Here is a 26,365-nt window from a genome sequence, read left to right as displayed (position 1 = left end):
ATCGAACGTTCATCTCCACTGACGTCGCAACGCATGTTATAGAATTAAGGATTTGGTCGATCATCACTTCCCCTTTTCGTTCTACCCGCCGAACGCTTATCGTGATACCCCTTGTCAGCCCGGGCTATGTAGGGTATATGGTACGCTCGACTGCCTCCCATCGGCTTTTCGGGTTAAAATAAGCAATTGAGTTGAATTGTTGCCTTTCGCTATGTCGATCACCCGTCCTATCGTACTCTGCTTTTCCGGCCATGACCCGAGCGGCGGGGCCGGCGTGCAGGCCGATATCGAAACGCTGGTCAGCCAGCATTGCCATGCCGCGAGCGTGATTACCGCGCTGACCGAGCAGGATACTCGAAACGTCAAGAAGCTGTTGCCGCAGAACCCCGAAGACATCATTAGCCAGGCCGAAACCGTGTTGGCGGATCTGGACGTCAAGGTCTTCAAAATCGGCCTGATCGGCCATCATAAAACCGCCGAAGCGATCCATGCGATCCTGCAACAGCATCCGCACATTCCGGTCGTGCTCGATCCGGTGCTCGCGGCCGGCGGCGGCGCGGAAATGTCGGATCGGAAATTGCTCGATGCGATCGTCGATCTCCTGCTGCCACGTACGACCGTGCTGACGCCCAACAGTCAGGAAGCGCGCCAGCTGGCAGGGCTCGTGGATCTGGACGAATGCGGGCCGGCTTTGCTGGAAAAAGGCTGCCGCTATGTACTGGTTACCGGCGCGCACGAAACGACGCCGACGGTCAGCAACCGACTCTATCACGACAGACGCCGTATCGAAACCTTCCATTGGGACCGGCTGCCCGAAAGCTATCACGGCTCCGGCTGCACGCTGGCGGCCTGCATCGCGGGGCTTCTGGCCCAGGGGCTGACTCCGGCACAGGCCGCTTACGAAGCGCAGGAATATACCTGGAATGCGCTGCGGCACGGCTATCCGCCCGGCAAGGGCCAGCACAATCCGGACCGCCTGTTCTGGATGGAGGCGGGCGTATGAGATTCCCCCCACGCGGGCTGTACGCAATCACCCAAACTGACGGCAAATCGCCGGCCACGGTTATCGCCGAAATCGAGGCCGCGATTCGCGGCGGCGCGGTCGTCGTACAATACCGCGACAAACATCCCCACGATGCGCTGACTTTGGCCCGCGAACTGGTCAAGGTCTGCCACCGGCATCGAGTCCCGCTGCTGATCAACGACAACATCGAACTGACGCTGGAAGCCGGCGCCGACGGCGTGCATCTCGGCAAGAATGACGGCCATATCCGCGAGGCCCGGGAGCGGCTCGGCACCGATGCGATCATCGGCATTTCCTGCTACGACTCGCTCGAACGGGCGCTGGAAGCCCAGGCGCACGGCGCAACTTATGCGGCTTTCGGACGTTTTTTCCCTTCCGGCACGAAGCCTTTGGCTTCTCCCGCGCATCCGGATACGCTTCGGCAGGCCAAGCAGGCGCTGTCGATTCCGATCGTCGCGATCGGCGGCATTCTGCCCGAAAACGGCGCGGCGCTGCTCGCGGCCGGAGCCGATTTGCTGGCCGTGATCGGCGGTATTTTCGACCACGATCCGGAGCTTTCGGCCCACGCCTATCAACGCCTGTTCGATAGCCAATGAAATTCCCGTTACTGGTTTTGTTCGGACTACTGGCCGCCTGCGCCCCTACCGCTCACAAGCCGGAAGATCGTTTGAAGGACGGCAAGCAGTTGGCCTTCGACCGCAACAAAGGCAACTGCCTAGCCTGCCACGCGATCGACGGCGGCGAATCGCCCGGCGATATCGGCCCGCCGCTGGCGGCTTTGAAAACGCGTTTCAAGGACAAAGCGCCGCTGCGAGAACAGATCTTCAACGCGACCCGCTTCAACCCCGAAACCAGCATGCCGCCGTTCGGCAGAAACAAGATTCTTACCACCGGCGAAATCGACCGGATCGTCGATTATTTATGGAGCCTGCCATGACCACCCGCCGCTCTTTCCTTAAAAAATCGCTGGCTTTCAGCGCCGGTTCGTTTGCCTCAACCTTGGGTTTGCTTGCGCCGCTCAAGGTATTCGCCGAATGGCGAACCGAAAACTTCAAACAAGGCCCGCTCGAAGAATCGCTGAAACGATCATTCAAGGACCAAAAAATCACCGAAAGCAAAGACATCGAAATCAAGATTCCGCTGATCGCCGAAAACGGCGCGATCGTGCCGATCACGGTCAGCAGTTCCCTGCCCGGCGTCAGCACCGTCTCGATCTTCGTGGCGAAAAATCCGGTACCGCTGGCCGCGTGCTTCGAGCTATCGCCCGATCTCGATCCCGTTGTTTCGGCACGCCTGAAAATGGCCGAGACCTCCGAAGTGATCGCGGTCGCGGAAACCTCTGGCGGCCTGTACAGCGCCAGACAACTGGTCAAAGTCACGATCGGCGGTTGCGGAGGTTGAAAAATGTCTAGCATCAAAATTCGCGCCAAACGCCTCGAAGCCAAGACTCAGATCCGGACCCTGATCACGCACCCGATGGAAACCGGCCGCAGCAAGGATCCGAAGACGAACCAACCGATTCCGGCCCATTTCATCCGGGAACTAAGGTTGAGCCACAACGACAAGACGGTCATGAACTGCCAGGTGGGCATGAGCATTTCGAAAGACCCGTATTTCGCGTTCATGCTGAAAGGCGGCGAGCCCGGCGACAAAATCAAGATCGAATGGATCGACAATCTCGGCAATGAAGACAGCGAAGAGCATGTCCTCAAATGAAGGCAGGGTACGCTGTGCGTACCTTTTTCAAATCTTTCGTAAGTGTCAAAACTTCAGAAAGGTACGCACAGCGTACCCTACGAAAAGCGTTTTGCTCGCTGGCTCTCTTCTGTTGCCCCCCTTCCTCCTGCACGCGGCACCACCGCAAGACCGGCAGCAATTCCGGGAACATTACCGCCGGCTCTTCCCGAAGCTACAGCTGAGCGATTACGCCGACGGCGTCTATGCGATCGACCCGGTCGCGCGTGAATCCTGGCAGGCGATCGAAGAATTTCCGCCTTATGAGGAGGCGATCGAACAAGGCGAAAAGCTATTCAATATGCCTTTTCCGCAAACCGGCGGCCGCTATGCCGACTGTTTTCCGAATAAAGGCATCGGTATCGCGCATCGCTATCCGCAATGGGATAAAGACAAAGGCGAAGTCGTCACGCTCGCCCAAGCGCTGAACGACTGCCGGGAAAGAAACCGCGAAAAACCGCTGGACGCCGAAACAGGCGAGATCACCCAACTGCTCGCCTACATGGCCTACACCTCGCGCGGGAAAGCGATCGAAACGGTGATCCCTGAAGACGACCCGCGAGCCTTGGCAGCTTATCAACAAGGCAAGGACTTTTATTACGGGCGTCACGGCCAGCTAAACTTCGCCTGCGCGACCTGCCATGTGCAAAACGCCGGCAAGCGCCTTCGTTCCGAAATCCTCGGCGCATCGCTCGGCCATACCGCCAACTGGCCGGCTTACCGGTTGAAATGGAGCGAAATGGGCACCCTGCACCGGCGTTTTCGCGAATGCCTGACGCAAATCAGAGCCGAAGCACCGCCCGCGCAAAGCGCCGTCCTGCGCAATCTCGAATATTTCCTGAGCTACATGAGCAACGGCGTTCCGATCTCCGGACCCAGTACACGCAAATGATCAAAATCCAACCCGCCTGCGGCGACATCCACGAACCCGGACTGATTCCGCTGAACGATGCGCTGGCCCGCATTCTGGCCGCATCGCCGCCGCTTGGCGGCTACGAACGGGTGAATATCGAAAATGCGCGCGGCCGTACCCTGGCCGAAGCCATCACGGCCGATTTCAATGTACCGGGGCATACCAACTCGGCGGTCGACGGTTATGCGCTGAACGGGGCCGATTTGCCGGCGGAAGGCACGCGCATTTTGGAGATTGCCGGCAAGGCTTACGCCGGCGAACCATTTCAGGGCAAGCTCAATCCCGGCCAATGCCTGCGCATCATGACGGGCGCCCCGATGCCGGAAGGGCTCGATACGGTGGTCATGCAGGAACATGCGGAACGGCGCGGCAATACCGTGCTGATCGACGGACGCCATAAGCCGGGCCAGAACGTGCGCCGGGCCGGCGAAGACATCCGTCAAGGCCAGACGATCCTCTATCCGGGCAAATGGCTGACCCCGCCCGACATTGGCCTGCTCGCTTCACTCGGCATTCCCGAAATCAATGTGGTCCGCAAACTCCGGATCGCGATCGCCTCGACCGGGGACGAAATTTTCAGTATCGGAACGACGCCCAAGGCGGGCGGCCTCTACGACAGCAACCGCTACAGCCTGTGGGCGGCGCTCGATCGGCCCGATATCGAAGTGATCAATCTCGGCATCGTCGAAGACCGGCCCGACGCACTGCTGAACGCTTTCGATCAGGCCGCCGAGTTCACCGATGTGATCGTTTCGACCGGCGGCGTTTCTTCGGGGGAAGCCGATTACACCAAAACCGCGCTGCAAGCTTCGGGACGGATCGGCTTCTGGAAGGTCGCGGTCAAACCCGGCCGCCCTCTTGCCTTCGGCCGGATCGGCAATGGGGTATTCTTCGGGTTGCCCGGCAACCCGGTCGCGGTCATGGTGACTTTTTATCTCCTTGTTCTGCCCGCGCTCGAAAAAATGCTCGGAATCGATAACAAGCCGATCGTGCCGGTTTTCCGGGCCCGAACGCTGGACGACCTGCGCAAGAAGCCGGGACGCACCGAAGTCCCCCGAGGGATCATCGGCCCGGATCGAAACGGCGAATGGACAGTTCGAAGCACCGGCAATCAGGGTTCTGGCATCTTGAGTTCGATGAGCCTCGCGAACGCTTTGATCATTCTGGAACACGACAGGGGCAACGTAAAAGCCGGAGAGACGGTCTGGGTGAAACCGTTCGCCGGCTTGTTCTAAGTAAAAAAGGCCGCTTCTGCGGCCTTTTTCAAAGGTCAGGAATTCGCCGTTTCAAGCCGAGTTAGGCTGGCCGCTTTTTCCGCTCCGCGCATACCTGAAGCACAGATAGCCGATCACGATGCAGACCGCAACCGTAAACAGGAACTTTTTGACCTTGACGAACGATTCGTCGCCCTCGATGCCGACCGAGAACGGAATATGCGTATCGACTTTTTCGTTATCGTTGTCGATGGTCACGTGAACCAGATAATTGCCGGCGCCGAACTGGTTGAAATCGACCGCACCTTCCACCGTACCGGTTTTGCTGGCGCTTGGCGGCCGATAGAAAATCCGCGTGCCTTCCGGCTCCTTGGTGACTTCGAATTCGATGCTGACATGGCGCAACTGCTTGCCTTCGTAATCGAAAACCAGATTGGTCATGCCGACCTTCGGTATCGATCTGCAGTAGCTCTTGTTTTCGCTGAAAGTCGGCGTATAGGCCGCGAAATGAATCCACTCGTTGCTGACTTTGATTCTGCACGGATCCGCATCGTTTGCATCGCCCCGATGGGCATAAACGGGCTGCTGCAAGATTAAGGCAAACATCAGCAGATGCGCCAGCCGCACCACCCGCTTTGCCGAGCGCAACACTAAACTTTGTCCTCTACTCCAGGAACTTCCTGTTTTTTGTCCGTGCCGTTTTGTTATTTTCATTATTAACCTCCACACATAAGAACAATTCGGCTATGGCTAGCCGATACCTTCGACTCTCGCGTTGAAATGCCGCCTGCGCTGCATCATTTAAAATAAACAAGCCTTTATCCCTACTGAATCGGTCGGGAAACGCGGGCAACGGCCTGATAATATACCCTTTCTTCCGCCATTCCAAAGATGGCCGCTTAAAAAATTCTTCCTCCGCATCAACGGCAGCCCGCTCCGCTTCGAAAATACCATTGTTTGCTCGGGCCGGCGCAATGATGGTAATTTATGGATTCTTTCGGATCGGCAACTTCGCCCTGCGATTTGCGGGATGCATCCAGACCGCGATCGTCAACGCTTCTTTGGAGATTGACTCATGACTTGGCTTCCCAATCTACTGACGCTTTCGCGCATTGTTATGCTGCTGCCCGTGATGGGACTCCTTGCAGAGACGGATTCGGCCGACTACCGATGGGCTTTTGCCCTGTTTCTGGCGGCCGGTCTGACCGATCTGGTAGATGGCTGGGCGGCAAGGCGCCTCAATTGCGTCAGCAACGTCGGTGCGTTTCTCGATCCCTTGGCGGACAAGATTATGTCCAACGTGCTGCTGGTATTCCTGGCCTGCCGCTATCCGGCCTGGATTCCGCTGTGGATGGTGTTGCTGCTGCTCGCGCGCGAATTTGCGGTGCAGGGATTCCGCAGCATGGCGCCCTGTCTGGGCGTAATGATCCGGACCGAACGCCTGAGCAAACTGAAGACTTTGTTTCAACTGATCGCCGCCGGCGCGGTGATCGCGGGATTGGGATGGGAGAGTCTATCGACCATTGCGGCTCCGGTCGCATTGACCAGCCTGATCCTGGCTTTGGCATCGGGCTACATCTCGATGACGACAATATTCATCAGGAATGCCGATCTCTGGTCCCGGCGGCCGCTGGACATGGAATCCCGCTGAAGCGGGTTCGTTTCGCGCCCCCGTCGGCCGCCCCTGGCACATCGCGGAACAAATGCGCCTTCTCGGCCTACTGCATCGACGCGCCCGCTTTCGAGGCATCGGTGATGGTGACGTCAACGCGGCGGTTTTGCTGCCTTCCTGCCGAAGTCGAGTTCGAAGCGATCGGAAAGTTCTCCCCCATGCCTTGCACCGTCATGCGTTGCGCCGAGATCCCGTTACCTGCCAGAAAGTCCCTGACCGCTTCCGCTCGTCTAGAGGAAAGCTCTTCGTTGTAAGCCTCCGAACCTCGGCTGTCGGTATAGCCTTCGATCTTTACCATGGTATCGGCATGCTGCCTTAAGGAAACTCTGAATAAGTCCTACGCCTGGGATAAAATATCCGCAGCTTGCCATTTTCGATAGGTGCCCGCCATGAAGCAACTCGGACTCAGTGCCCCACTGTTTGTGAAGAAACCGAAACAGACTCGGCGGCAGCAATTTCTCCAAGAGATGGAGCAGGTAGTGCCTTGGAGTTTGTGGACGAGCCGGATAGCGCCGCACTACCCGACAGCGGGCCGAGGCCGCCGCCCCTTTCCCTTGGCGACGATGTTGCGCATTCACCTGATGCAGCAGTGGTTCGGCTATTCCGATCCGGCGATGGAGGAAGTATTGCACGACATGCCGCTGCTGCGCGAGTTTGCCGGGCTCGATGCGGGCGAGGACGCCCTGCCGGATGAAACCACGATCCTCAAGTTCCGGCATCTGCTGGAACGCCATCAGTTGGCACAAACCCTATTTGATGAAACGGCGGCGCTGTTGGCCGAAAAAGGCCTGTTGCTACGGCAAGGCACGATCGTCGATGCGACATTAATCGCTGCCCCGCCGTCCACCAAGAACCGGGCGCGCAAACGGGATGCCGAGATGAGTTCGACCAAGAAAGGGAACAATTACCACTTTGGGATGAAGGCGCACATTGGGGTCGATGCCGAGTCGGGGTTAGTGCATACTGTGGAGATGACCACCGCCAAGGTGGCGGATGGGGTCATGACGGAGGCGTTGCTGCACGGCGAGGAACGGGTCGTGCTGGGCGATCGGGCCTATACCCGCAAGGACCGGAATCTGGCGGCGGATCGCCTGGAAGGTGAGCCGGTTTGGGCCTTTCCGTTCAAGCGGGGGAAGGGTGAGGAGTTGCCGGTAGAGCAAGCCCTTCACAACCACATGCTGGCGCCGTTACGCGCCATGGTCGAACATCCGTTCCGGATCGTCAAGCGCCAGTTCGGCTATACCAAAGTGCGTTACCGGGGGCTGTTCAAGAATGCCCAACAACTCTACTTGCTGTTTGCCCTGGGCAATCTTTATCACGTTCGGCAGGCGCTGCAGCCGACCTAGGGAGACCTTTGTCCTTCGCCCTGGAAAACCGAGAACACTGAGTGAAATCACCCCGATAGCGGGCGCTGCCGGGAAGGATTTGCCCATTTTCGGCGAGGTGCCACGGATGTCGCACGGTGTCGCTTATAAAAACCACTTATTCAGAGCTTCCTTAAATAGTCGACGAGCGGATATAGTTTCTGCAGACTGCCGGGTTTGAGATCGGCGCGGGCCGTATCGAACAAAACGTCCCCCAGCGTCACCAGAATGCCTTCCGGCACCTTTCTGGCTTTCAGTTTCTGAATTTCGGCATCGCGGGCTTCCAGGCGTATCTGGTCTTTCTGGGCGCTGAAGTTTTTGAAGTCTCTGTCCGAGGCACTTCGCTCGGCATTTGCCCGCGCCAGCGCCAGCTTGAGAGTCGTCAGATAGGAAAGGTGCGACGTCTCATCAAAATCTTCGTCCTCTTCCCAGGTATTTTCCGCCTGCTGCAACAGATTTTGCGCCGCGAACAAGTCGGCGGAAGCATAGGACCGAACGGCAGGGTCGTGCATCGTTTGCTGATAGTCCGCTCGCGCTCTTTCCAGAGCCATAGGAGGATTCGACGCACAAGCCGTAATCAATCCGCTGGATAAGACAAGCCCCATACTCAACCATTTACCCGGTTGAAACAAAATTTGTGCTGCCACGGTACACCTCCGAATGGTTCGTTTACTGTCCTTGGATTTGTCGGGAAGATTCCTCTTTCAGTGCCTCGATCGCCTTCTTCATGTCATCCACCTCTTTGGCCTGTTTCGCCGCGGCGGCTTTGGCGTTGGCTAATGTCGCTTCGGCAACGGCTTCCTGAGCCAACCTGCGCGCGTCGTCGTTTTCATCGTCGTCGACGGCCTTGTTGGCCCGATTGAGTTTTGCGCGAGCACTGGTCAAAAGTTCGGGCTCGAATTGTTCGGCGCCGCTTCGGCCGGCGTCCTGTATCGCGAACTCGGCCTTCGCCAGCGTATCCCGAGGCGGCGCCGAACTGCAGCCGGTCAGCGCCATCGTCAAACTTGCCGGCGCGGCTAGAACTCCCAATCTCAAAAACATATTCACTTTAAACATATTGCGCACCTTAAATTCGAACAGCATTGTTTTAACGAAACGGTTAGGAATGAGTCAGATACACAACCCCGCTGACTTATTAATACGATTCCGTCAATAATTTCCAGTTCAGAGTTCGGCCCGCTTTTTATATGGTATAAAGGTATAGAATTTAAAATATATACACTACTCATTCTTCGTCCATGAAAAAACTGATCTTTTTATTTCTGGCAGGCCTTACCGCCTGCGCACGGCATCATGACCCGGCCATATTGTCCGGCTCGCTCGAATGGATCGATTTGAGCCATAGCTACGATAAAAACACTTTGTACTGGCCGAATAATGCCAAAGGATTCGAGCACGTGACCGATGCGGACGGCAAAACACCGCTCGGCTATTACTACTCTTCCTACAGCCTCTGTACGCCGGAACATGGCGGCACGCATCTGGATGCGCCGGTCCATTTCGCGGAAAACGGGCAGGCAGTGGACGGGATTCCGCTGAAAAGCCTGATTGGCGACGCGGTGATGATCGATGTTTCAGCTAAGGCGCTGGCGGACCGGGATTATCAGATCCGAATCGAGGACATCCAGAACTGGGAAAAGGAGCATGGCGCGATTCCGGACAATACGATTGTCCTGTTCAGGACCGGCTACGGAGCGTTTTACCCGGACCGGGCCGGCTATTTCGGCACCCCGAAAACCGGTCCCGAAGCGATACCCGAACTGCATTTTCCCGGCATCGGCCCGGCGGCGGCTGCGTGGCTGGTCGAGAACAGAAATATCAAGGCGGCGGGACTGGACACGCCGAGCCTCGATTACGGCCAGTCGAAAGACTTCAAGACGCATCGGATTTTGTTGGGCCATAGCAAACCCGGCTTCGAAAACCTGGCCAATCTGGAGAAACTCCCGGCCGAAGGCATTTATGTGGTGGCCCTGCCGATGAAAATAGCCAAAGGCAGCGGCGCGCCGCTGCGGATTGTCGCCGGACTGGCATCCCGATCCCGATAAGGCATACTGGAGCGCCGCCCACTCGCGACTTGAAGCAGGCGGCGCTTCATAGCTGATCCGGGCTACGGCTCTGCAACAAGACGAGCATTCTGCATATCGATTAGCTAGAGCATTTTCATCTCGCGTGTAGGGGCACAATACCGTTAAGTCAAGCCGTCATCTCGGCAGGGATTGCCGAGATCCAGATGACAGGGATGTATGAGAACCCGCCATCCTTGGCTTCTGGATTCGGCAACCGTTCCATGCGTTGCTCTAACGCCTGCATCTTTACAAGTCGTCCGGCAATCCTTGCCGGAATGACGAGTTTCCCTTAACTTAGCGGCATGGCTTATGAACGTAAACCCGAAACGAAAATGCTCTAGACAGGTTCCGGACTCACCGGCGCAGAGCCCTGGGGACTATGAGAGAGCCGTGACGTTCCGAATCTTGCCGATCAATGCGGCGAAACCCGAAACCACGGGCTTTTTCCCGCCGACCAGCACCGCCAGCAACTCGTCGTCTTCCCACTCCAACAAGCCGGCGAACCGGTTTCGTTCATCCTGATCCGCCGGAAGATAATGCGTTTCCAGATAGTGCAGCAGCAAAATATCCAGCTCCACGACGCCTCGGCGGCATCGCCATTTCAGCTTTTCGAACGAACGCATCAACCTTCCTGCCGTTGCAGCAGGAGCTTCTTGATTTCCGCGATGGCTTTGGCCGGATTCAGACTTTTCGGGCAGGTATCGGTGCAGTTCATGATCGTATGGCAGCGGTACAGCTTGAACGGATCCTCAAGTTCGTCGAGACGTTCGCCGGTATTTTCGTCGCGGCTGTCATTAAGCCAGCGATAGGCCTGCAGGAGCACCGCCGGCCCCAGGTAACGCTCGCTGTTCCACCAATAGCTCGGGCAGCTCGCCGAGCAACAGAAGCACAGAATGCAATCGTACAACCCGTCCAGTTTGGCGCGGTCATCGCGGCTTTGCAGGCGTTCTCTGTCGGCGGGCGGCGGCGTCTGGGTTTCGATCCAGGGTTTGATCGAGGCGTATTGGGCGAATAAATGGTTCAGGTCGGGCACCAGGTCTTTCACCACCTGGGCATGCGGCAACGGAAATATCCTTACCGTGTCGGGCAGCGAATCGAGCGATTTGGTGCAGGCCAGGGTATTTTTGCCGTCGATGTTCATCGCGCAGGAACCGCAAACCCCTTCCCGGCAGGAGCGGCGGAACGTCAGGGTGCTGTCGATTTCGTTCTTGATCTTGATGATCGCATCGAGCACCATCGCACCGCAGTGTTCCGCGTCCAGTTCATAAACGTCGATGCGCGGATTCTCGCCGGTTTCCGGGTCCCACCGGTAGATCTCGAAGCGGCGGATGTTTTTGACGCCAGCGGGCGCATGATGCGTTTTTCCCTTCAGCACGCGCGAGTTTTTCGGCAGAGTAAATTCGGCCATCAATAGATCCTCTCTTTCGGTGGGAAAGCATCGACTTCGTCGGTCAGGGTATAGAGATGCACCGGCCGGTAGTCGATTTTGACCTGATTGTCCGGCAGCCAGGTCAGCGTATGTTTGAGCCAATTCGCATCGTCGCGGTTCGGATAATCTTCGCGCGCATGCCCTCCCCGGCTTTCCTTCCGGTTGCCGGCCGCGCTAATCGTGACCAGCGCCTGGCTCAGCAGGTTATCGAGCTCCAGCGTTTCGACCAAGTCGGTGTTCCAGATCAGCGAACGGTCGTTCAGGGAAACATCCGCAAACGAGGCGCGAATCTCGGCCATCGCCTTGATTCCTTCGTCAAGGGTCGATTGGGTCCGGAACACGGCCGCCTTCGCCTGCATCGTTGTCTGCATGTCCAGCCGAATCTCGGCGGTCGGCCGACCGCCCTGCGCATGGCGAATTTTGTCGAAACGGGCAATCGCCTGGTCGGCCGCCTCCTTGCGCAGCGGCTTATGCGCATCGCCCGGTTTGATCAACTGGGCGCAGCGGATTGCGGCGGCGCGCCCGAACACGATGATGTCGAGCAGCGAGTTCGAACCGAGCCGGTTTGCGCCGTGCACCGAGACGCAGGCCGCCTCGCCGATCGCCATCAGGCCCGGCACCACATGATCGGGATTGCCGTCCTTCAGCGTCACGACTTCGGTATTGTAGTTGGTCGGAATGCCGCCCATGTTGTAGTGCACGGTCGGCAGGACCGGAATCGGTTCCTTGGTCACGTCGACGCCGGCGAAAATGCGCGAGGTTTCGGCGATGCCGGGCAGACGTTCGTGAATGATCGCCGGATCCAGATGTTCGATGTGCAGATAGATGTGATCTTTCAGCCTGCCGATGCCGCGGCCCTCGTTGATCTCGATCGTCATCGCCCGGCTGACGATGTCGCGAGAAGCCAGGTCGCGCGCGGACGGTGCATAGCGCTCCATGAAGCGCTCGCCCTCGGAATTGGTCAGATAGCCGCCCTCCCCGCGCACGCCTTCGGTGATCAGGCAGCCCGAGCCGTAGATGCCGGTCGGATGAAACTGCACGAATTCCATGTCCTGCAGCGGCAGGCCCGCGCGCAGCACCATCGCGTTGCCGTCGCCGGTCACCGTATGCGCCGAAGTACAGGAGAAATAGCTGCGCCCGTAGCCGCCGGTCGCGAGTACGGTCATATGCGCCTTGAACAGATGCAGCGAGCCGTCATCCAGAGACCAGGCCAGCACCCCGCGACAGGCGCCGTCTTCCATGATCAGGTCGAGCACGATAAATTCGACGAAGAATTCGGCGTTGTGCTTCAGCGACTGCTGGTACAAGGTGTGCAGGATCGCATGGCCGGTCTTGTCCGCCGCCGCGCAGGTGCGTTGGGCGCGTCCCTTGCCGTAACCGGTGGTCATACCGCCGAACGCGCGCTGGTAGATCTTGCCTTCCGGCGTCCTGGAAAACGGCACCCCGTAATGTTCCAGTTCGATCACCGCGGGAATCGCTTCCCGGCACATGTATTCGATCGCATCCTGGTCGCCGAGCCAGTCGGAACCTTTGATCGTATCGTACATGTGGAAGCGCCAGTCGTCTTCCCCCATGTTGCCGAGCGCCGCGCTGATGCCGCCTTGCGCCGCGACGGTATGGCTGCGAGTGGGAAAAACCTTGGTAATGCAGGCCGTTTTCAGGTTTCTTTCGGCCATCCCGAGCGTAGCCCGAAGGCCCGCACCGCCCGCGCCGACGACCAGTATGTCATAGGCATGTTCGATAATCTTGTATGAAACCGTCATGGATCATCCTGTCTGTAGCGTGCGAAATACGGCCAGCAAAGCAATCAACGAAAGCAGGGCGGCCCCCAGATTGACCAGCCAGATCAACACGATCTTGGAACCTTCGCGGTCGACGTAGTCTTCGATCACGACACGCAAGCCAAGCGCCGCATGGTAAAACGCCGCCGCCACGAAGGCGATCACGCCAACCGTATTTACCGGCACGGCGAGCCAGTCCCGGGTTTCCGCATAGGGAGCAGTCGCACTCAAGTCGATCAATTTGACCAGCCAATAAGACAACGGAATCAGCGCCGCGGCAGTGACCCGCTCCATCCACCAGCGCGTGGTCCCGGATTTAGCCGCTCCCAATCCCCGCGCTTTCGCTAAAGGCGTTCGGTAATTCATAAGCCATCCCTATTCGAAAGGACAAAAACCGCCAGCGTCAACAGCACCGAAGCCGCCAGTTCGATCCAGGCGTAGCGGTTCAAAGTGCCGGCCTCGAAACCCTGGCCCGCATCCCAAATCAAATGTCTGACGCCATGGCACAAATGGAAAAACAGGGCATAGATAAATGCCCAGCCCAGAAAACGCATCCACCCCGAACCGGCGACTGCCTGCACCGAAGCGTAAGCTTCGGGCCCAGCGGCCAGCGCCGACAACAGGCAGACGACAAACAAGAGGCCGGCCGACAGCAAGACACCGGTAATCCGGTGAGTAATTGAAAGCACAGCGGTCAACGGCAGCCTGTAGACTTGCAGATGGGGCGAAAGAGGTCTTGGATGTGGCGCGTTCATGGCTTCGATCCCGGAGTGAAGAAAGATTAAAAATCGATGCAGCGCCCGTTTTTTTCCCAGTCGCCATAGCGGGTCGGCTCGGGCCCTTTAAAGCCGCCGATTTCTTGATCGGGGGATAACGGTGTGGAAGGAATGGACTGCGGGGAGCCGTCCCGTTCCGGTTGCTCAGCTTGAGCCGGGCTGGATGTTGATTGTTCCGTCATCATCGCTGGAGAGCTATCTGAGTGAAAGGAATTCATGCGCGAAGGCACAAAAGGCGAAGGCTGATGGCGTGACCGCAAATTTCCGCTGCAGCCAAGTAGAAAGCGAATACCAAAAACCCACGAAAATGGAAAATCAGAAATTCGACTTGCCAACCTATCGCAAAGTCTGGCTTCATTATATAAAGTAAAAGGCCCTGGCAACAAGGCCCAAAAGCACATTGGCAGGAAAAAATGGTGCCCAGGGACAGAATCGAACTGTCGACACAAGGATTTTCAGTCCTTTGCTCTACCGACTGAGCTACCTGGGCAATGGCTGATGTCCAGCCTGTGGGGATAAATCGATCTGAATTGCTGCAATGGTGCCCAGGGACAGAATCGAACTGTCGACACAAGGATTTTCAGTCCTTTGCTCTACCGACTGAGCTACCTGGGCTTGCCTGCAAAAAGACGCATATTTAAACTGATAATCGGCAGTACGTCAACAAAAAAAGTTTTTGAAGTTTTGGCAAAAGAACAACCTCCCAGGCGATTCAAACCGTTGCCGAAACCCCGATGGTCGCGCTCGTTCCGTCTCGGCCAGACTTTTTGCCGGAGCGATTTCCAGACCCAATGGCCTATCGCGGATAAGGCCTGATCAGCGCGGAAATAATCGGTTAGATCGGTTAGAATAGATGGTTTTATGCGGGAACCACCGTATGAACGTCTTTTCGTTTATTGCAGTTCCCGCCCTGTTTGGATAAGGCGGGAACAAGTCGGGCAATGACGCGCGATGGGCGGCCCCGCTCCACTCTGGCATTACAAATAACAAAATCAACGTGCAAAAGTCTTCTCCCCAGTACCTCGTCGGCATCGATCTCGGCACCACTCATACGGTGGTCGCCTATGCGAAAATCGGCGAAGCTTCCGCCAACCTTCGGATCTTCGAGATCGAACAGTTGACCGCACCGGGCCAGGTCGCGGCCAGGACCCTGCTGCCGTCGGTCCGTTATCATCCCGCCGAAGGCGAACTGTCGCCAACGGATATCGTGTTTGCCGCCGAGGCGGACAACGCGGTAATCGGTGAAGCCGCGCGCGTACTCGGCGCAAAAACCAAAGGACGCCTGGTCGCCAGCGCGAAAAGCTGGCTGTCGCATCCTTCGGTCGATCACGGCGCCGGGATTCTGCCCTGGGGCGGCAGCGATGACGTCGGCAAAGTCTCTCCGATCGACGCGAGCGCGAGCTATCTCGCGCATGTCCGCAAAGTTTGGGGCCACCATTTCAAGGAGGCGCCGCTTGCGGATCAGGACATCGTAATCACGGTGCCCGCCTCGTTCGACGAAGCGGCGCGCTCGCTCACGCTCGAAGCCGCGCGGCGGGCCGGTTTGCCCAAGGTCCGGCTGCTCGAAGAACCGCAGGCGGTCTGCTACGACTGGCTCCGGCGGAATGCCGGAAACATCGGCGAACGACTCGCCGATGTGCATTTGCTGCTGATTTGCGATGTGGGCGGCGGCACCACCGATCTGACTCTGATCAAGGTCGAGCACGAGTGCCCGGAGCCGAAACTGACCCGGATCGGGGTCGGCGACCACCTGATGCTCGGCGGCGACAACATCGATCTGGCGCTCGCGCATCTGGCCGAAAGCCGGCTGCTCGGCGGCGAACAGCGCCTGTCCGCGGCCGAATTGTCGCAATTACTCGAACAATGCCGGATTGCGAAGGAACGCCTGTTGGCCGACGATGCGCCCGAGCAGGTCAACGTTACGCTGCTCGGCGGCGGCTCGAAGCTGATCGGCGGCTCCCGGGTTGCCGCTTTGAGCCGCGAAGAAGTCCGCGCGATTGCACTGGACGGTTTTTTTCCATTATCGGGCTGCGACGATTTGCCGGACCGGAAACGTAGCGGCGTCGTCGAATTCGGTCTCCCCTATGCGGCGGAACCGGCGGTCAGCAAGCATATCGCGGCGTTTTTGAAACTACACGAGAGCGCCGCGCGCGAAGCCACACAAGGCCGAGGCCGCGCGCCGGATGGCTTGCTGGTCAACGGCGGCGTGTTCCGCAGCCGGGCCCTGAGCCGACGGATCGAGGCGCTCTGCCGGTCCTGGAACGACGGCAAATTGACCGTGCTCGAAAACCGCCACCCGGAACTCGCGGTCGCCTTCGGGGCGGTCAGTTACGCACTGGCCCGACGCGAGAAAAAACTTAAAATTGGCGGCGGCGCGGCGCGCAGCTATTTCCTACTGATCGATACCGACTCCGGTGCGCAGCAAGGCGTCTGCATCCTGCCGAAAGGCAGCGAGGAAGGCGAAGAGGTGATCCTGAAAGACCGCCGTTTCGCATTGCGTCTCGGCGTGCCGGTGCGCTTCCATCTATGCTCGATGTCCGGGGATACGCCTTATAAGCCGGGCGACATCGCCGACATCACCGAACAATTCCATTCGCTGCCGCCGCTGGCAGCCGCCTTCGAAAGCGAAGATAGCCAAACGGGCAGCGAGGAAATCGTTCAGTTATCGGTCACGCAGACCGAAATCGGCACCCTGAAAATCGAATGCGTATCCGTGGACGACAACAGCCGGCGCTGGAATGTCGAATTCCAGATTCGCTCCCGCGGCCAAACGGCACTGCCCGCCGATGCTTCATTGCCGCCGCAGTTCGACAAAGCGGCCGAACAAATCCGGGCCGTGTTCGGCTCGAAATCGAAAGCGGTCGATCCGAAAGCGGTCAAAAGCCTGCGCACCGACCTGGAAAAAACTCTCGGCGAAGCGCGCGACGCCTGGCGGACGCCGCTGCTCAGGGCCCTGTTCGCGGAACTGCTCGAAGGCGCCAAATACCGCAGACGCTCGGAACACCATGAGCGGGTCTGGTTCAGTCTGACCGGGTTCTGCCTGCGCCCCGGCTTCGGCTTCGCGCTGGACGACTGGCGCGTCGAGCAGCTCTGGAAGCTGTATCCGCATAACCTACAATTCGTCAACGAAATCCAGAACTGGGCCGAATGGTGGACACTGTGGCGGCGGATCGCCGGCGGTCTGACCGAATCCGCGCAGGAACAGCTTTTTGCCGACATCGCCAAATACATCAATCCGGCCTCCGCGCGCCAACCCGGCGTCGCCAAGCAGTTGAAGGTGCGCAGTTTCGACGACATGGTACGGCTCGCGGCCGTGCTCGAACGCCTTCCGGTCGAGAAAAAAATCCAGCTCGGCGAATGGCTGCTGAATCGCCTGCAAAAGCCCGGCGAATCGAACCAGACCTGGTGGGCGGTAGGCCGTATCGGTAGCCGGATGCCGTTTCACGGCAGCAGCCACAATGTCATCCCGCCCGAAACCGCGGCACTTTGGCTCCGGCAAATAGCCCAGGCCGACTGGAAAAAAATTCCGCAGGCCGGTTTCGCGGCGACGCTGATCGCCCGGATGAGTGGCGACCGCGCCCGCGATGTCGATGAAGAAACGCACCGCCAAGTCGTCGAGAAGCTCCGGCTCGCCAAGGCGCCATCTTCCTGGATCGAGTTAGTCGAAAGTTACAAAGAACTCGATGAAAAAGAAGAACAACAGATTTTCGGCGAAACATTGCCGCCGGGCTTAAAATTGATCAACAAAAATTAGAAAACACGCATCAAGATGAAACTGATCGGCCTTATTTTATCCCTGGGTCTCATTGCACTTTATTTTCTGGACGCCGCATTCCGGCTAGAGATGATGACACTCGAAATGCTGGGGCACATCGCGCTCCGTTTTTTTACCGGCTTCCTGATACTCGGCATCGGCGTGTTCTACGAGCATGTGATCCGTTTTAAAAGCTCTATTTTCATCATTCTGGCGCTGCTGCTCGGCGACGACATTTTCGACTACTATCGGAATGTGAATAGTTTCACGCCGGAGGTGATCTTGCTGAGCATTTATATGCTGCTGTGGGGGGCATTGACGGGGTATGTCACGATGCGGCACATCAAAAAATCGCTGGGGCGCCAATAATCACCGCGATTTTTCATTCCCGTACAAACAACCCCGAAAGGGCTGACCCGGCGCTTCCCCATACATGCTGTTTAATTCGTATAGTTTCATTTTCGCCTATCTTCCGATCGTATTTTTCGGCTATTTCGGCCTGGGGCGCCGCAGCCCCAGACTCGCTGCGGCCTGGCTCGCCCTGGCTTCCATTTTTTTCTACGGCTGGTGGGATTTCCGCTTTACCGGCCTGCTGCTGGGTTCGATCGCGGTCAACTACGGCGCCGGCTACGCGATGGCCAAGCAAACCGTTCTCCGCCCGAAATGCCTGTTGATTCTGGCGATTGCGTTCAATCTGTCACTGCTCGGTTATTTCAAGTATTTCAACTTCTTTATCGACAACCTGAACCGGCTGACCGGCGCCGGCCTGGAAAATGCGCCAATTCTGCTGCCGTTAGGGATCTCGTTTTTTACTTTTACCCAAATCGCTTTTCTGGTCGACAGCTACCAGGGCAAGGCCAGGGAATACGATTTCGTACATTACACGCTGTTCGTGACCTATTTTCCGCATTTGATCGCCGGCCCGGTCCTGCATCACAAGGAAATGATGCCGCAATTCGGCGAACGCGCCAGCTGCCGGATCAACGCGGATCATGTGGCAGTCGGGCTCAGCATCTTCATCCTGGGCCTGGCGAAGAAAATCCTGCTGGCCGACTCCCTGGCCGGATATGCGACGCCGATATTCGACGCGGTGCATCAGGGAGGCGAGCCGATGCTGGTCGAATCCTGGATTGCCGCGCTGTCGTACACATTCCAGCTTTACTTCGATTTTTCGGCCTATTCGGACATGGCGATCGGCCTGTCGATGATGTTCAATATCCGCCTGCCGGTCAATTTCGATTCGCCCTACAAGGCGAAAAGTATCATCGAGTTCTGGCGGCGCTGGCACATGACCTTGTCGCGCTTCCTGCGCGACTACCTGTACATTCCGCTGGGCGGCAACCGCAAGGGCAACCTGCGCCGGCATGCGAATCTGCTGGCTACGATGCTGCTCGGCGGGCTCTGGCACGGCGCCGGCTGGCCGTTCGTGATCTGGGGAGGGCTGCACGGCGGTTACCTGATCATCAACCACGCCTGGATCGGGCTCAAACAACGCATGGGCTGGGGAAACGGCGGCAGACTGGCGCAGTTTCTGGCCGGATTGCTGACTTTTTTCGCGGTAGTCGCAGGCTGGGTGTTTTTCCGGGCGGAAACTTTGAACGACGCGCTCGACATTCTGCGCGGCATGGCCGGAATGAACGGCTGCGCCTTTTCGAGGAAATTGGCCAACTCCGGGATCGCCGCATGGCTGAAACCGCTGGGCGTACGCTTCATCGGCACCCTGCCGATGACCGAATTGGACTCCGGAAAGGCCTTCAAGATTTTGCTCTCCTCGCTGCTAATCGCTTTCTATTTCCCAAATTTACAGCAAATTTTCGCCCGCTACCGGCCGGCCTTGACCGAAGTGTCCGCCAATGGGCAAGGATGGCTGCAGCGGCTCTGCCAGTGGAGCCCCGCAACACTTAAGGCCTGGCTATTGGGGCTGACATTCGCTTATACGCTGCTCAATTTTACCCAAATCAGCGAATTTCTTTACTTCCGGTTTTAACGTTCATGCACCGTTATTTGACTCATTTACTGGCTTCGACGGCCTTGGCGCTAATCTTGACGGCCGCTTTTAATGGGTTTGCCGATCCTTATGCGATTTTCGGAAGCCCTCGTTTTCCGAATATCAACGAAGCAAAACCTCTCGTCGCCGAAAATATCAGGATTTTCAAAATGGTGGGGTACCTGCATCATCCGATGGACGCCCTGATTCTCGGCACATCCCGTGCGCATGTCGGACTCGACCCGAAGCATCCGGCATTCGACGGCCTGAAAACCGTCAATCTCGCGATGCCCGCCCAGCCCAACGCAGAGACCGCTTCGCTCTTTAAATTCGTCGCCGAACACAATCCTTTGCGGATGGCCGTGATCGGCCTGGATTTTTTTGCTTCCAATGCTTACCTGACCTTTACTCCCGATTTCACCCCGGACAACTTTACCGAAGACAGAAAATGGAAATTACTGTTTTCCTTCGATACTTTGGCGGCAAGCCGAAAAACCCTGTTCCAACAAGGCCGTTTCCCGCCGGCACCCGATGAAGCGATTACCGAGGCCCGGCAAAAATATTCCAAACAGGCGCTGATCAATTCGGAAAAAGGCTATATGTGGGGCGGCGTCTATCTGCCGGGACCGAAGTGCCGATTCCGGTTCGAGGCGGAGCCTTCGGAAACCGGCAACGTCCAGCATACGCCTCCTCTTGAGGAGATACGCGCGCTGATCGCGTTGGCGCATCGACGTCATGTGAAACTGTATCTGTTCATCTCGCCTTCTCATGCCCGGCAGTGGGAAGTGCTGGCCGCGCTCGGGCTTTGGGACGCCTGGGAAGACTGGAAACGCCAACTCGTCCGGATCGACGAGGAAGAAGCCGTCCGTGCGCGTCAAAAGCCTTTTCCGTTATGGGATTTCAGCGGCTATCACAGTATCTCCACCGAAAACCTGCCCGATTCGGGTGGCACAGAAATGGCCGGCTATATCGAATCCTCCCATTACAAGCCGGCTATCGGCAATCTGGTGCTGGACCGGCTGTTCGATTTGGAGGTTCCGGACCGAACGCTACCCCGTGATTTAGGGGTCCTACTGACGCAGAATGGTATCGAACGGCACCTGGAAGCTATCCGCTCGGCCCGGATGCGTTACCGGCGGACGCATCCCCGTGACATCGCGGAAATCGCCAATTTCGAGAGTGAAGTAAAGCAGCAGAACCGCTGTATCGACTATGCCCATGCCGCCCCGGAGCCCGTCACGGCGGACGGTACGGGCACGGGTAAGGTCGCAGTACGATAAATTCAGGCTATTCGATGTATTCCAGGCCGCCCATGTAAGGCAGAAGGGCTTCCGGAATGCGGATCCGGCCTTCGGCATCCTGGTAGTTTTCGAGCACTGCGATCAGCGTTCTGCCGGCGGCCAGTCCCGATCCGTTCAGCGTATGCACGAGTTCCGGCTTCCCCGTTTCCGGATTGCGCCAGCGTGCCTGCAGCCGCCGCGCCTGAAAGTCTTTGAAATTGCTGCACGAGGAAATTTCGCGGTAAACGCCCTGTCCCGGCAGCCAGACTTCGAGGTCGTAAGTTTTGGCGGACGAGAAACCGGTATCGCCGGCGCACAGCAGCATCCGGCGGTAGGGCAGATTCAGTTTTTCCAGAATGACTTCCGCATGCCGGGTCAGTTCTTCGTGCGCCCTTGCGGAATCGTCCGGCCTGACGATCTGTACGATCTCGACTTTTTCGAACTGGTGCTGGCGGATCATCCCGCGCACGTCGCGGCCGTAGGCGCCGGCTTCGCTGCGGAAACACGGGCTGTGGCAGACCCGCTTCAGCGGCAGCTCTTTCGCGTCGAGAATCACGTCGCGGACGATATTGGTGACCGGCACTTCCGCGGTCGGAATCAGGTACAGCGGCGGATTGCCGTCCGCCTTGAACAAGTCCGTCTCGAACTTCGGCAGCTGGCCGGTGCCGCGCAGGCTGTCCGCATTGACCAGGTACGGCACATAGGTTTCGCAGTAGCCGTGTTCGCCGGCGTGCGTATCGAGCATCAGCTGAATGATCGCCCGCTGCAGCCGGGCCAGCGCGCCGTTCAGCACCACGAAGCGCGCGCCGCTCAGCTTGGCGCCGAGCTCGAAATCCATCCGTTTGTTCCTTGCGCCGAGATCGACATGATCCTTCGGGGTAAAATCGAATTCAGGCAGTGTGCCCCAGCGGCTGATTTCGACATTGCTGTCCTCGTTCTTGCCGTCGGGCACCGAGACGTCGAGAATATTCGGGATATATTCCAGCATGGCGGTGATCGACGATTGGATTTCGGTAAGTTCACTCTCGGCCTGCCGCAATTGATCGCCGAGATGCTGAACCTGGTCCATTAACGGCTGAATATCCTCGCCTTTGGCTTTGGCCTGCCCTATCGTTTTCGAACGGCTGTTGCGTTCGTTTTGCAGGTCCTGGGTTCTGACCTGTACGTCCTTGCGGCGGCCTTCCAGTTCCGCATACGCTTCCGCATCGAAAGCGAAGCCGCGCCTGGCCAACTGCTCGGTCACGTAATCGAGTTCGGTTCTAAATAACTTTGGGTCCAACATGGTGAATGGTTATCAGTCTCTCAATAAAAAAATCTAGGTCAAATGTGCATGAGTCGGCCAGCCGACGATATGACCGAAATGCAGCCGGGATTGCAGGGTTTCGACCGCCTTGCCGATACGGGCGTCGCCTTCAAGCTACCGAACCAAACGCGCCGCCGAGCGCGATCACGATCGAATGATTCATCTCGCGTGGTTAACCGCGCTTGCCTGTGAAGCGGGAAGCGATGAAATGCTCCCGGTAGTATTGAAGTTCATCGATGGACTCCTTGACGTCGTCCAGAGCCCGATGGGCCGAAACTTTGGTGAAGCCGTCCTTGATCTCCGGTGCCCAGCGCGCCGCCAATTCTTTCAAAGTCGATACATCGATGCTGCGGTAATGAAAGAAGGCTTCCAACTGCGGCATGTAGCGGAACAGGAAGCGCCGGTCCTGCCCTATCGTGTTGCCGCACATCGGCGAGGTTCTGTCCGGAAGCCATTGCCTTAAAAACTCAAGCGTCTGCCGCTCGGCTTCGACGGTATCGATTTCGGAAGCCTTGACCCGGTCGATCAGGCCCGACTGGCTGTGGTGCTGCTGATTCCATTCGTCCATCTCGACCAGTATCGAGTCGGGCTGATGCACCGCGATCACAGGGCCGTGCGCCAAGATCGTCAAATCCTTGTCGGTCACGATCGTCGCAATCTCGATGATCACGTCCTGATCGGGATTTAATCCCGTCATCTCCAAGTCTATCCAGACAAGACGATCCGAGTCCAATGCCATTTAATACCTCTCCCATTATGTTCATAAAGTTCCGATTAGTGTAGCATTGGCGAATCTGTATGGCTATTTCTTAAAATAATCCGATTATAATCAGATGACCATGAATACCTTTACCGTTATTTTTATCGTCGCACTGGCGATTTCTTATTCCTTGCAATTTTGGCTGTCCCGGCGCCAGGCCGCGTATGTGATGGCCCATCGCGCCGAAGTCCCCCCTGCATTCGCCAAGTCGGTGCCCTTGGCTGCGCATCAAAAAGCGGCGGACTATACCCTTGCAAAAGGAAAACTCGGCGAGGTCGACAGCATTCTGGGACTGGTGGTGCTATTGCTGCTGACCCTGGGCGGCGGCATAAATCTCGCGTTTACGTTCTGGTCATCGGTTATCGAATCGCCGATCCTTGCCGGTGTCGTGGCCAGCGCAACGATTTTTCTGGCCATGTCATTGCTGGAATTGCCTACCAGCCTCTATCAGACGTTTGTGATCGAAGAACAATTCGGTTTCAACAAAAGCACGCTCAAACAGTTCTTAAAGGATCATGCGCTGCAACTGGTGCTGGGCGCCATCATCGGTCTGCCGTTGCTGGCGCTGATTTTGTGGGTGATGGAAAATGTCGGCGCTTATTGGTGGCTTCTGGCCTGGGCGATCATGATGGGCTTCTCCCTGCTGATGAGCTGGCTGTTCCCGACGGTAATCGCGCCGTTATTCAACAAATTCACGCCGATGGAAGAAGGCGCGCTGAAAGCCCGGATCCAGAAACTGCTGGACCGCTGCGGTTTCAGCAGTCAGGGCATTTTCGTGATGGACGGCTCCAAACGCTCCGGCCACGGCAACGCCTATTTCACCGGGCTGGGCAACAACAAACGGATCGTGTTTTTCGATACGCTGATCAAATCGCTGGACGACGAAGAGCTCGAGGCGGTGCTGGCCCATGAACTGGGGCACTTTAAATGCAAGCATGTGATCAAGATGCTGGCCGCGACTGCGCTAATGAGCCTGATCAGCCTCGGCATTCTCGGCTGGCTGATCGATCAGTCCTGGTTTTATACGGGTCTCGGCGTACAGCAGAAATCGAATGCGGCCGCACTGCTGCTGTTCATGCTGGTTTCACCTGTGTTCACGTTTTTCATGCAGCCGATCAGCGCGTTTTTCCAGCGCAAGTTCGAATTCGAAGCGGACAGCTTTGCCGCCGACCATGCCCAGGCCACTAAAATGATCAGCGGCCTGGTCAAACTCTATGAAGAAAACGCCAGTACGCTGACGCCCGACCCGCTCTATTCGGCCTTTCACTACAGCCATCCGCCGGCTGCAATCCGGATAGCGCATCTGGAGGCGAAAATGGCGGCTCGATAGTGGCTGAGGTGAAGGAAGGGCTGGCAATCGCGCATCTCGGCCAAGGTATCGCGGTTGAAAATAACGGCCGAATCATTCTCTGCCAGCCGCTCAGAAAACTGGATACCATCGCCGTGGGCGACAAGGTGTTATGGTCGGAAGCCGCCCCCGGCCAGGGCCGGATCGAGGAAATTCTGCCCCGGCATTCCCTGTTGATGCGCCCGGCCCGTAACGGTAAAACCCGGCCGGTGGCGGCCAACATCGATAGGGTCGTCGTGATTTTCGCGATGGAGCCGCGCTACGACTGCCTGCTGATCGATCAATACCTGGCAATCTGCGAAAACAGCAATTTCAAGGTAGCGCTGGTTCTGAACAAAGCCGATTTGCCGGGGACGGAGGAAGCGGATCGAGAGCTTGCGGTTTATGTCGGGCTCGGGTATCCCATCTACAAAGTCAGCGCGAAAACCGGCATGGGGCTGGAAGGACTGAAACAAGCGCTACAGGGGCAAGTCAGCATCTTTACCGGGCAGTCCGGGGTCGGCAAGTCTTCTCTGACCCGCGTATTCATTCCCGACAAGGAAATCAAGATCAATGCGATTTCCGCGTCGGCCAAACTCGGCCGGCATACGACTACCGCCGCTACCCTTTATCATCTCAAGGAAGGCGGCAATCTGATAGACAGTCCTGGTGTCGCGATCTTTGGATTGGCCGATTTGACGGCGGACGAACTGGCATACGGCTACAAGGAATTCCGCCCGTATATCGGCAATTGCCGCTTTAACGATTGTCGACACGAACAGGATAAAGGTTGCGCGATACGCACGGCGGTCGAAAAGGGTACAATATCCGAGTGCCGCTACCGGCGTTTTCTGAAGCTTAAAGATAAAATTCCTTTAAAGCCGCGTTAACTAATCTTTGTTGACTAATCTTTCGGGCAGCCTTCCAGTTTGTATATCGCATAGCCCTGCTCGTCGATTTGCTTGCGCAATTCGGCGGGCGCTTCGGCGCTATGGCAGAAATAGCATGTCTCCTGGGTAACTACTGCGTCGGAATGACCGACGCTTTCGAGCCATTTTCTGGCACATTCCAGCGCTTTTTGCGGATCCTGTTCGTCGATGACCACATCGAAATGCATGATGCCGCCTTTGGCCTTTTTTGCATAAGTGTCGAATACGTGAGAAACGGGCATAGTGATTCCATAAAAAACCGGTGGAGCGAGCCACCGGCGCATAAAATGCTTTACTGAGGGATATTATCCGAATTTGAAGAATTTGCACGACTTTACAAGAAACCGAATCGCTCTTGCAACTTACGAAAATCCCTTAAAATAAAGTAACTTTCATATAGTATCGATTCGATATGTTGATAGAGTATGGTATAATACCGTTCAATGTCAAGAATTTTTGAGTACATATGAACGTAATGGAAAAAATAGCCATATTTGAAGTCATTGAGCGTATGTCAGCATTGATTCGGTCCGAAGAACGGAAGAAATGCACCGAACTCGGGCTGCAGCCGGTCCATTTTCAGGTTCTGGATTATCTATCGCGCTGCAACCGCTTCAGCGACTCGCCTGCTGCGCTGACCAACTACCTGGGCATGACCCGCGGCACCGTTTCGCAAACGCTGCAGCTTCTGGAAAAAAAAGGCTATATCAAAAAAAAGACCGACAGTAATGACCGTCGCATGGTGCATCTCAGCCTTCTGGAGGAAGGCGAAGCGGTATTGTCCGAAGCCCGGTCCACCGAATTTTTCCGACAGGCCTCGACATTTCTGAATGAAGATACCACTGACACGGAAAAAGTCTTCTCGGATACGTTAGTGGCTCTGCAAAAGGCGCACAAATTTCAGACATTCGGTCTATGCAAAACCTGTAAATATTTCACTCGCCAAAGCGACGGTTTCTTCTGCGGGCTGACCCAGGAAAAACTCAGCCAGAAAGACAGCGAAAAGATTTGCCAGGAACATACGGTCAATTAGCACGAAAACTAAACTCGAC

Annotated in this window: 30 protein-coding genes and 2 tRNA genes; 17 read left to right on the top strand and 15 right to left on the bottom strand. The window is 57.1% G+C overall.

Annotated features, from left to right (window positions below):
* Positions 1-211 precede the first annotated feature (211 nt).
* From thiD to moeA, 7 genes are all read left to right on the top strand, one after another.
* Complete coding sequence (gene thiD / locus METAL_RS09880) at positions 212-1,003, top strand: bifunctional hydroxymethylpyrimidine kinase/phosphomethylpyrimidine kinase (protein ID WP_005371950.1); 792 nt, start codon at positions 212-214, stop codon at positions 1,001-1,003.
* A complete protein-coding gene (gene thiE / locus METAL_RS09875) occupies positions 1,000-1,620 on the top strand; it encodes a thiamine phosphate synthase (protein ID WP_005371948.1) in 621 nt (206 codons plus the stop codon). The genes thiD and thiE overlap by 4 nt, the downstream gene beginning before the upstream one ends.
* Positions 1,617-1,961, top strand: a complete 345-nt coding sequence (gene soxX, locus METAL_RS09870; protein ID WP_005371946.1) for a sulfur oxidation c-type cytochrome SoxX — start codon at positions 1,617-1,619, stop codon at positions 1,959-1,961. The genes thiE and soxX overlap by 4 nt, the downstream gene beginning before the upstream one ends.
* Positions 1,958-2,425 carry a thiosulfate oxidation carrier protein SoxY gene (soxY, locus tag METAL_RS09865; RefSeq protein ID WP_005371945.1) on the top strand — a complete coding sequence of 156 codons (468 nt, stop codon included), beginning with the start codon at positions 1,958-1,960 and terminating at the stop codon, positions 2,423-2,425. The genes soxX and soxY overlap by 4 nt, the downstream gene beginning before the upstream one ends.
* A 3-nt stretch (positions 2,426-2,428) precedes the next feature.
* A complete protein-coding gene (soxZ, locus tag METAL_RS09860; RefSeq protein WP_005371943.1) occupies positions 2,429-2,740 on the top strand; it encodes a thiosulfate oxidation carrier complex protein SoxZ in 312 nt (103 codons plus the stop codon).
* A gap of 112 nt (positions 2,741-2,852) precedes the next feature.
* The gene (gene soxA, locus METAL_RS09855; protein WP_245549335.1) at positions 2,853-3,650 is read left to right on the top strand and encodes a sulfur oxidation c-type cytochrome SoxA; all 798 of its coding nucleotides are present in this window, start codon (positions 2,853-2,855) and stop codon (positions 3,648-3,650) included.
* Positions 3,647-4,906: a molybdopterin molybdotransferase MoeA gene (moeA, locus tag METAL_RS09850; RefSeq protein WP_005371939.1), complete on the top strand. Its 1,260-nt coding sequence runs from the start codon at positions 3,647-3,649 to the stop codon at positions 4,904-4,906. The genes soxA and moeA overlap by 4 nt, the downstream gene beginning before the upstream one ends.
* A 51-nt stretch (positions 4,907-4,957) precedes the next feature.
* On the opposite strand, the gene METAL_RS09845 is transcribed toward moeA, so the two are convergent.
* Complete coding sequence (locus METAL_RS09845) at positions 4,958-5,536, bottom strand: hypothetical protein (RefSeq protein WP_213069352.1); 579 nt, start codon at positions 5,534-5,536, stop codon at positions 4,958-4,960.
* 424 nt (positions 5,537-5,960) lie between these two features.
* On the opposite strand from METAL_RS09845, the gene pgsA reads away from it, so the two are divergent.
* Entirely contained in the window at positions 5,961-6,536 is a 576-nt protein-coding gene (gene pgsA / locus METAL_RS09835; RefSeq protein ID WP_005371937.1) for a CDP-diacylglycerol--glycerol-3-phosphate 3-phosphatidyltransferase, read from the top strand.
* Between the two features lie 67 nt (positions 6,537-6,603).
* Here pgsA and METAL_RS09830 read toward each other — a convergent pair whose 3' ends face one another.
* Complete coding sequence (locus METAL_RS09830; RefSeq protein ID WP_040578319.1) at positions 6,604-6,855, bottom strand: OmpA family protein; 252 nt, start codon at positions 6,853-6,855, stop codon at positions 6,604-6,606.
* A 91-nt stretch (positions 6,856-6,946) separates the two neighbouring features.
* Here METAL_RS09830 and METAL_RS09825 point away from each other — a divergent pair, with 91 nt between their 5' ends.
* A complete protein-coding gene (locus METAL_RS09825; RefSeq protein WP_005369238.1) occupies positions 6,947-7,903 on the top strand; it encodes an IS5 family transposase in 957 nt (318 codons plus the stop codon).
* Positions 7,904-8,043: 140 nt separating this feature from the next.
* On the opposite strand, the gene METAL_RS09820 is transcribed toward METAL_RS09825, so the two are convergent.
* Both METAL_RS09820 and METAL_RS09815 read right to left on the bottom strand, forming a co-directional pair.
* Positions 8,044-8,472 carry a DUF4398 domain-containing protein gene (locus METAL_RS09820; protein WP_051040365.1) on the bottom strand — a complete coding sequence of 143 codons (429 nt, stop codon included), beginning with the start codon at positions 8,470-8,472 and terminating at the stop codon, positions 8,044-8,046.
* Between the two features lie 118 nt (positions 8,473-8,590).
* Positions 8,591-8,977 carry a DUF4398 domain-containing protein gene (locus METAL_RS09815; protein WP_245549334.1) on the bottom strand — a complete coding sequence of 129 codons (387 nt, stop codon included), beginning with the start codon at positions 8,975-8,977 and terminating at the stop codon, positions 8,591-8,593.
* 182 nt (positions 8,978-9,159) lie between these two features.
* On the opposite strand from METAL_RS09815, the gene METAL_RS09810 reads away from it, so the two are divergent.
* Complete coding sequence (locus tag METAL_RS09810; protein ID WP_005371933.1) at positions 9,160-9,966, top strand: cyclase family protein; 807 nt, start codon at positions 9,160-9,162, stop codon at positions 9,964-9,966.
* Positions 9,967-10,364: 398 nt separating this feature from the next.
* Here the strand turns inward: METAL_RS09810 and METAL_RS09805 are convergent, their stop codons facing one another.
* From METAL_RS09805 to METAL_RS09770, 8 genes are all read right to left on the bottom strand, one after another.
* Positions 10,365-10,610, bottom strand: coding sequence for an FAD assembly factor SdhE (locus METAL_RS09805; protein WP_005371931.1), 246 nt, complete (start codon positions 10,608-10,610; stop codon positions 10,365-10,367).
* The gene (locus METAL_RS09800) at positions 10,610-11,395 is read right to left on the bottom strand and encodes a succinate dehydrogenase iron-sulfur subunit (protein ID WP_005371929.1); all 786 of its coding nucleotides are present in this window, start codon (positions 11,393-11,395) and stop codon (positions 10,610-10,612) included. The genes METAL_RS09805 and METAL_RS09800 overlap by 1 nt, the downstream gene beginning before the upstream one ends.
* Positions 11,395-13,179, bottom strand: a complete 1,785-nt coding sequence (gene sdhA / locus METAL_RS09795; RefSeq protein WP_005371927.1) for a succinate dehydrogenase flavoprotein subunit — start codon at positions 13,177-13,179, stop codon at positions 11,395-11,397. The genes METAL_RS09800 and sdhA overlap by 1 nt, the downstream gene beginning before the upstream one ends.
* A gap of 3 nt (positions 13,180-13,182) precedes the next feature.
* Positions 13,183-13,563, bottom strand: a complete 381-nt coding sequence (gene sdhD / locus METAL_RS09790) for a succinate dehydrogenase, hydrophobic membrane anchor protein (RefSeq protein ID WP_005371919.1) — start codon at positions 13,561-13,563, stop codon at positions 13,183-13,185.
* The gene (gene sdhC / locus METAL_RS09785) at positions 13,560-13,952 is read right to left on the bottom strand and encodes a succinate dehydrogenase, cytochrome b556 subunit (RefSeq protein WP_005371917.1); all 393 of its coding nucleotides are present in this window, start codon (positions 13,950-13,952) and stop codon (positions 13,560-13,562) included. Before sdhC ends, sdhD begins: the two co-directional genes overlap by 4 nt.
* 26 nt (positions 13,953-13,978) lie before the next feature.
* On the bottom strand, positions 13,979-14,191 hold the full coding sequence (locus METAL_RS20720; RefSeq protein WP_245549333.1) for a DUF1674 domain-containing protein: 213 nt from the start codon (positions 14,189-14,191) through the stop codon (positions 13,979-13,981).
* 196 nt (positions 14,192-14,387) lie between these two features.
* Positions 14,388-14,463: transfer RNA gene (locus METAL_RS09775), tRNA-Phe, on the bottom strand.
* A 49-nt stretch (positions 14,464-14,512) separates the two neighbouring features.
* A tRNA-Phe gene (locus METAL_RS09770) sits at positions 14,513-14,588 on the bottom strand.
* Between the two features lie 382 nt (positions 14,589-14,970).
* Between METAL_RS09770 and METAL_RS09765 the strand changes: the two genes are divergently transcribed.
* The 4 genes from METAL_RS09765 to METAL_RS09750 all read left to right on the top strand — a co-directional run bounded on the left by METAL_RS09765 (position 14,971) and on the right by METAL_RS09750 (position 20,994).
* A complete protein-coding gene (locus METAL_RS09765; protein ID WP_005371915.1) occupies positions 14,971-17,727 on the top strand; it encodes an Hsp70 family protein in 2,757 nt (918 codons plus the stop codon).
* A 15-nt stretch (positions 17,728-17,742) separates the two neighbouring features.
* The gene (locus tag METAL_RS09760; protein WP_005371914.1) at positions 17,743-18,096 is read left to right on the top strand and encodes a hypothetical protein; all 354 of its coding nucleotides are present in this window, start codon (positions 17,743-17,745) and stop codon (positions 18,094-18,096) included.
* A 64-nt stretch (positions 18,097-18,160) separates the two neighbouring features.
* A complete protein-coding gene (locus METAL_RS09755) occupies positions 18,161-19,714 on the top strand; it encodes an MBOAT family O-acyltransferase (protein ID WP_005371913.1) in 1,554 nt (517 codons plus the stop codon).
* Between the two features lie 170 nt (positions 19,715-19,884).
* A complete protein-coding gene (locus METAL_RS09750; RefSeq protein ID WP_213069351.1) occupies positions 19,885-20,994 on the top strand; it encodes a hypothetical protein in 1,110 nt (369 codons plus the stop codon).
* A 7-nt stretch (positions 20,995-21,001) separates the two neighbouring features.
* Here METAL_RS09750 and serS read toward each other — a convergent pair whose 3' ends face one another.
* Together serS and orn are read right to left on the bottom strand one after the other, a co-directional pair.
* Positions 21,002-22,276 carry a serine--tRNA ligase gene (gene serS / locus METAL_RS09745; protein ID WP_005371911.1) on the bottom strand — a complete coding sequence of 425 codons (1,275 nt, stop codon included), beginning with the start codon at positions 22,274-22,276 and terminating at the stop codon, positions 21,002-21,004.
* 193 nt (positions 22,277-22,469) lie between these two features.
* Positions 22,470-23,036 carry an oligoribonuclease gene (orn, locus tag METAL_RS09740; protein WP_005371910.1) on the bottom strand — a complete coding sequence of 189 codons (567 nt, stop codon included), beginning with the start codon at positions 23,034-23,036 and terminating at the stop codon, positions 22,470-22,472.
* Between the two features lie 100 nt (positions 23,037-23,136).
* On the opposite strand from orn, the gene METAL_RS09735 reads away from it, so the two are divergent.
* Together METAL_RS09735 and rsgA are read left to right on the top strand one after the other, a co-directional pair.
* Positions 23,137-24,387 carry a M48 family metallopeptidase gene (locus METAL_RS09735; RefSeq protein WP_031431634.1) on the top strand — a complete coding sequence of 417 codons (1,251 nt, stop codon included), beginning with the start codon at positions 23,137-23,139 and terminating at the stop codon, positions 24,385-24,387.
* Entirely contained in the window at positions 24,387-25,274 is an 888-nt protein-coding gene (rsgA, locus tag METAL_RS09730; RefSeq protein ID WP_005371906.1) for a ribosome small subunit-dependent GTPase A, read from the top strand. Before METAL_RS09735 ends, rsgA begins: the two co-directional genes overlap by 1 nt.
* 14 nt (positions 25,275-25,288) lie before the next feature.
* Here the strand turns inward: rsgA and METAL_RS09725 are convergent, their stop codons facing one another.
* Positions 25,289-25,555, bottom strand: a complete 267-nt coding sequence (locus METAL_RS09725) for a DUF2024 family protein (RefSeq protein WP_005371903.1) — start codon at positions 25,553-25,555, stop codon at positions 25,289-25,291.
* Positions 25,556-25,788: 233 nt separating this feature from the next.
* Between METAL_RS09725 and METAL_RS09720 the strand changes: the two genes are divergently transcribed.
* On the top strand, positions 25,789-26,346 hold the full coding sequence (locus tag METAL_RS09720) for a MarR family winged helix-turn-helix transcriptional regulator (RefSeq protein ID WP_031431633.1): 558 nt from the start codon (positions 25,789-25,791) through the stop codon (positions 26,344-26,346).
* Positions 26,347-26,365 lie beyond the last annotated feature (19 nt).

The organism is Methylomicrobium album BG8, assembly GCF_000214275.2.
Classification (GTDB): Bacteria; Pseudomonadota; Gammaproteobacteria; order Methylococcales; family Methylomonadaceae; genus Methylomicrobium; species Methylomicrobium agile.
The sequence above is the reverse complement of the archived record's forward strand: the minus strand, read 5'-3'. Positions and strand labels throughout refer to the sequence as shown.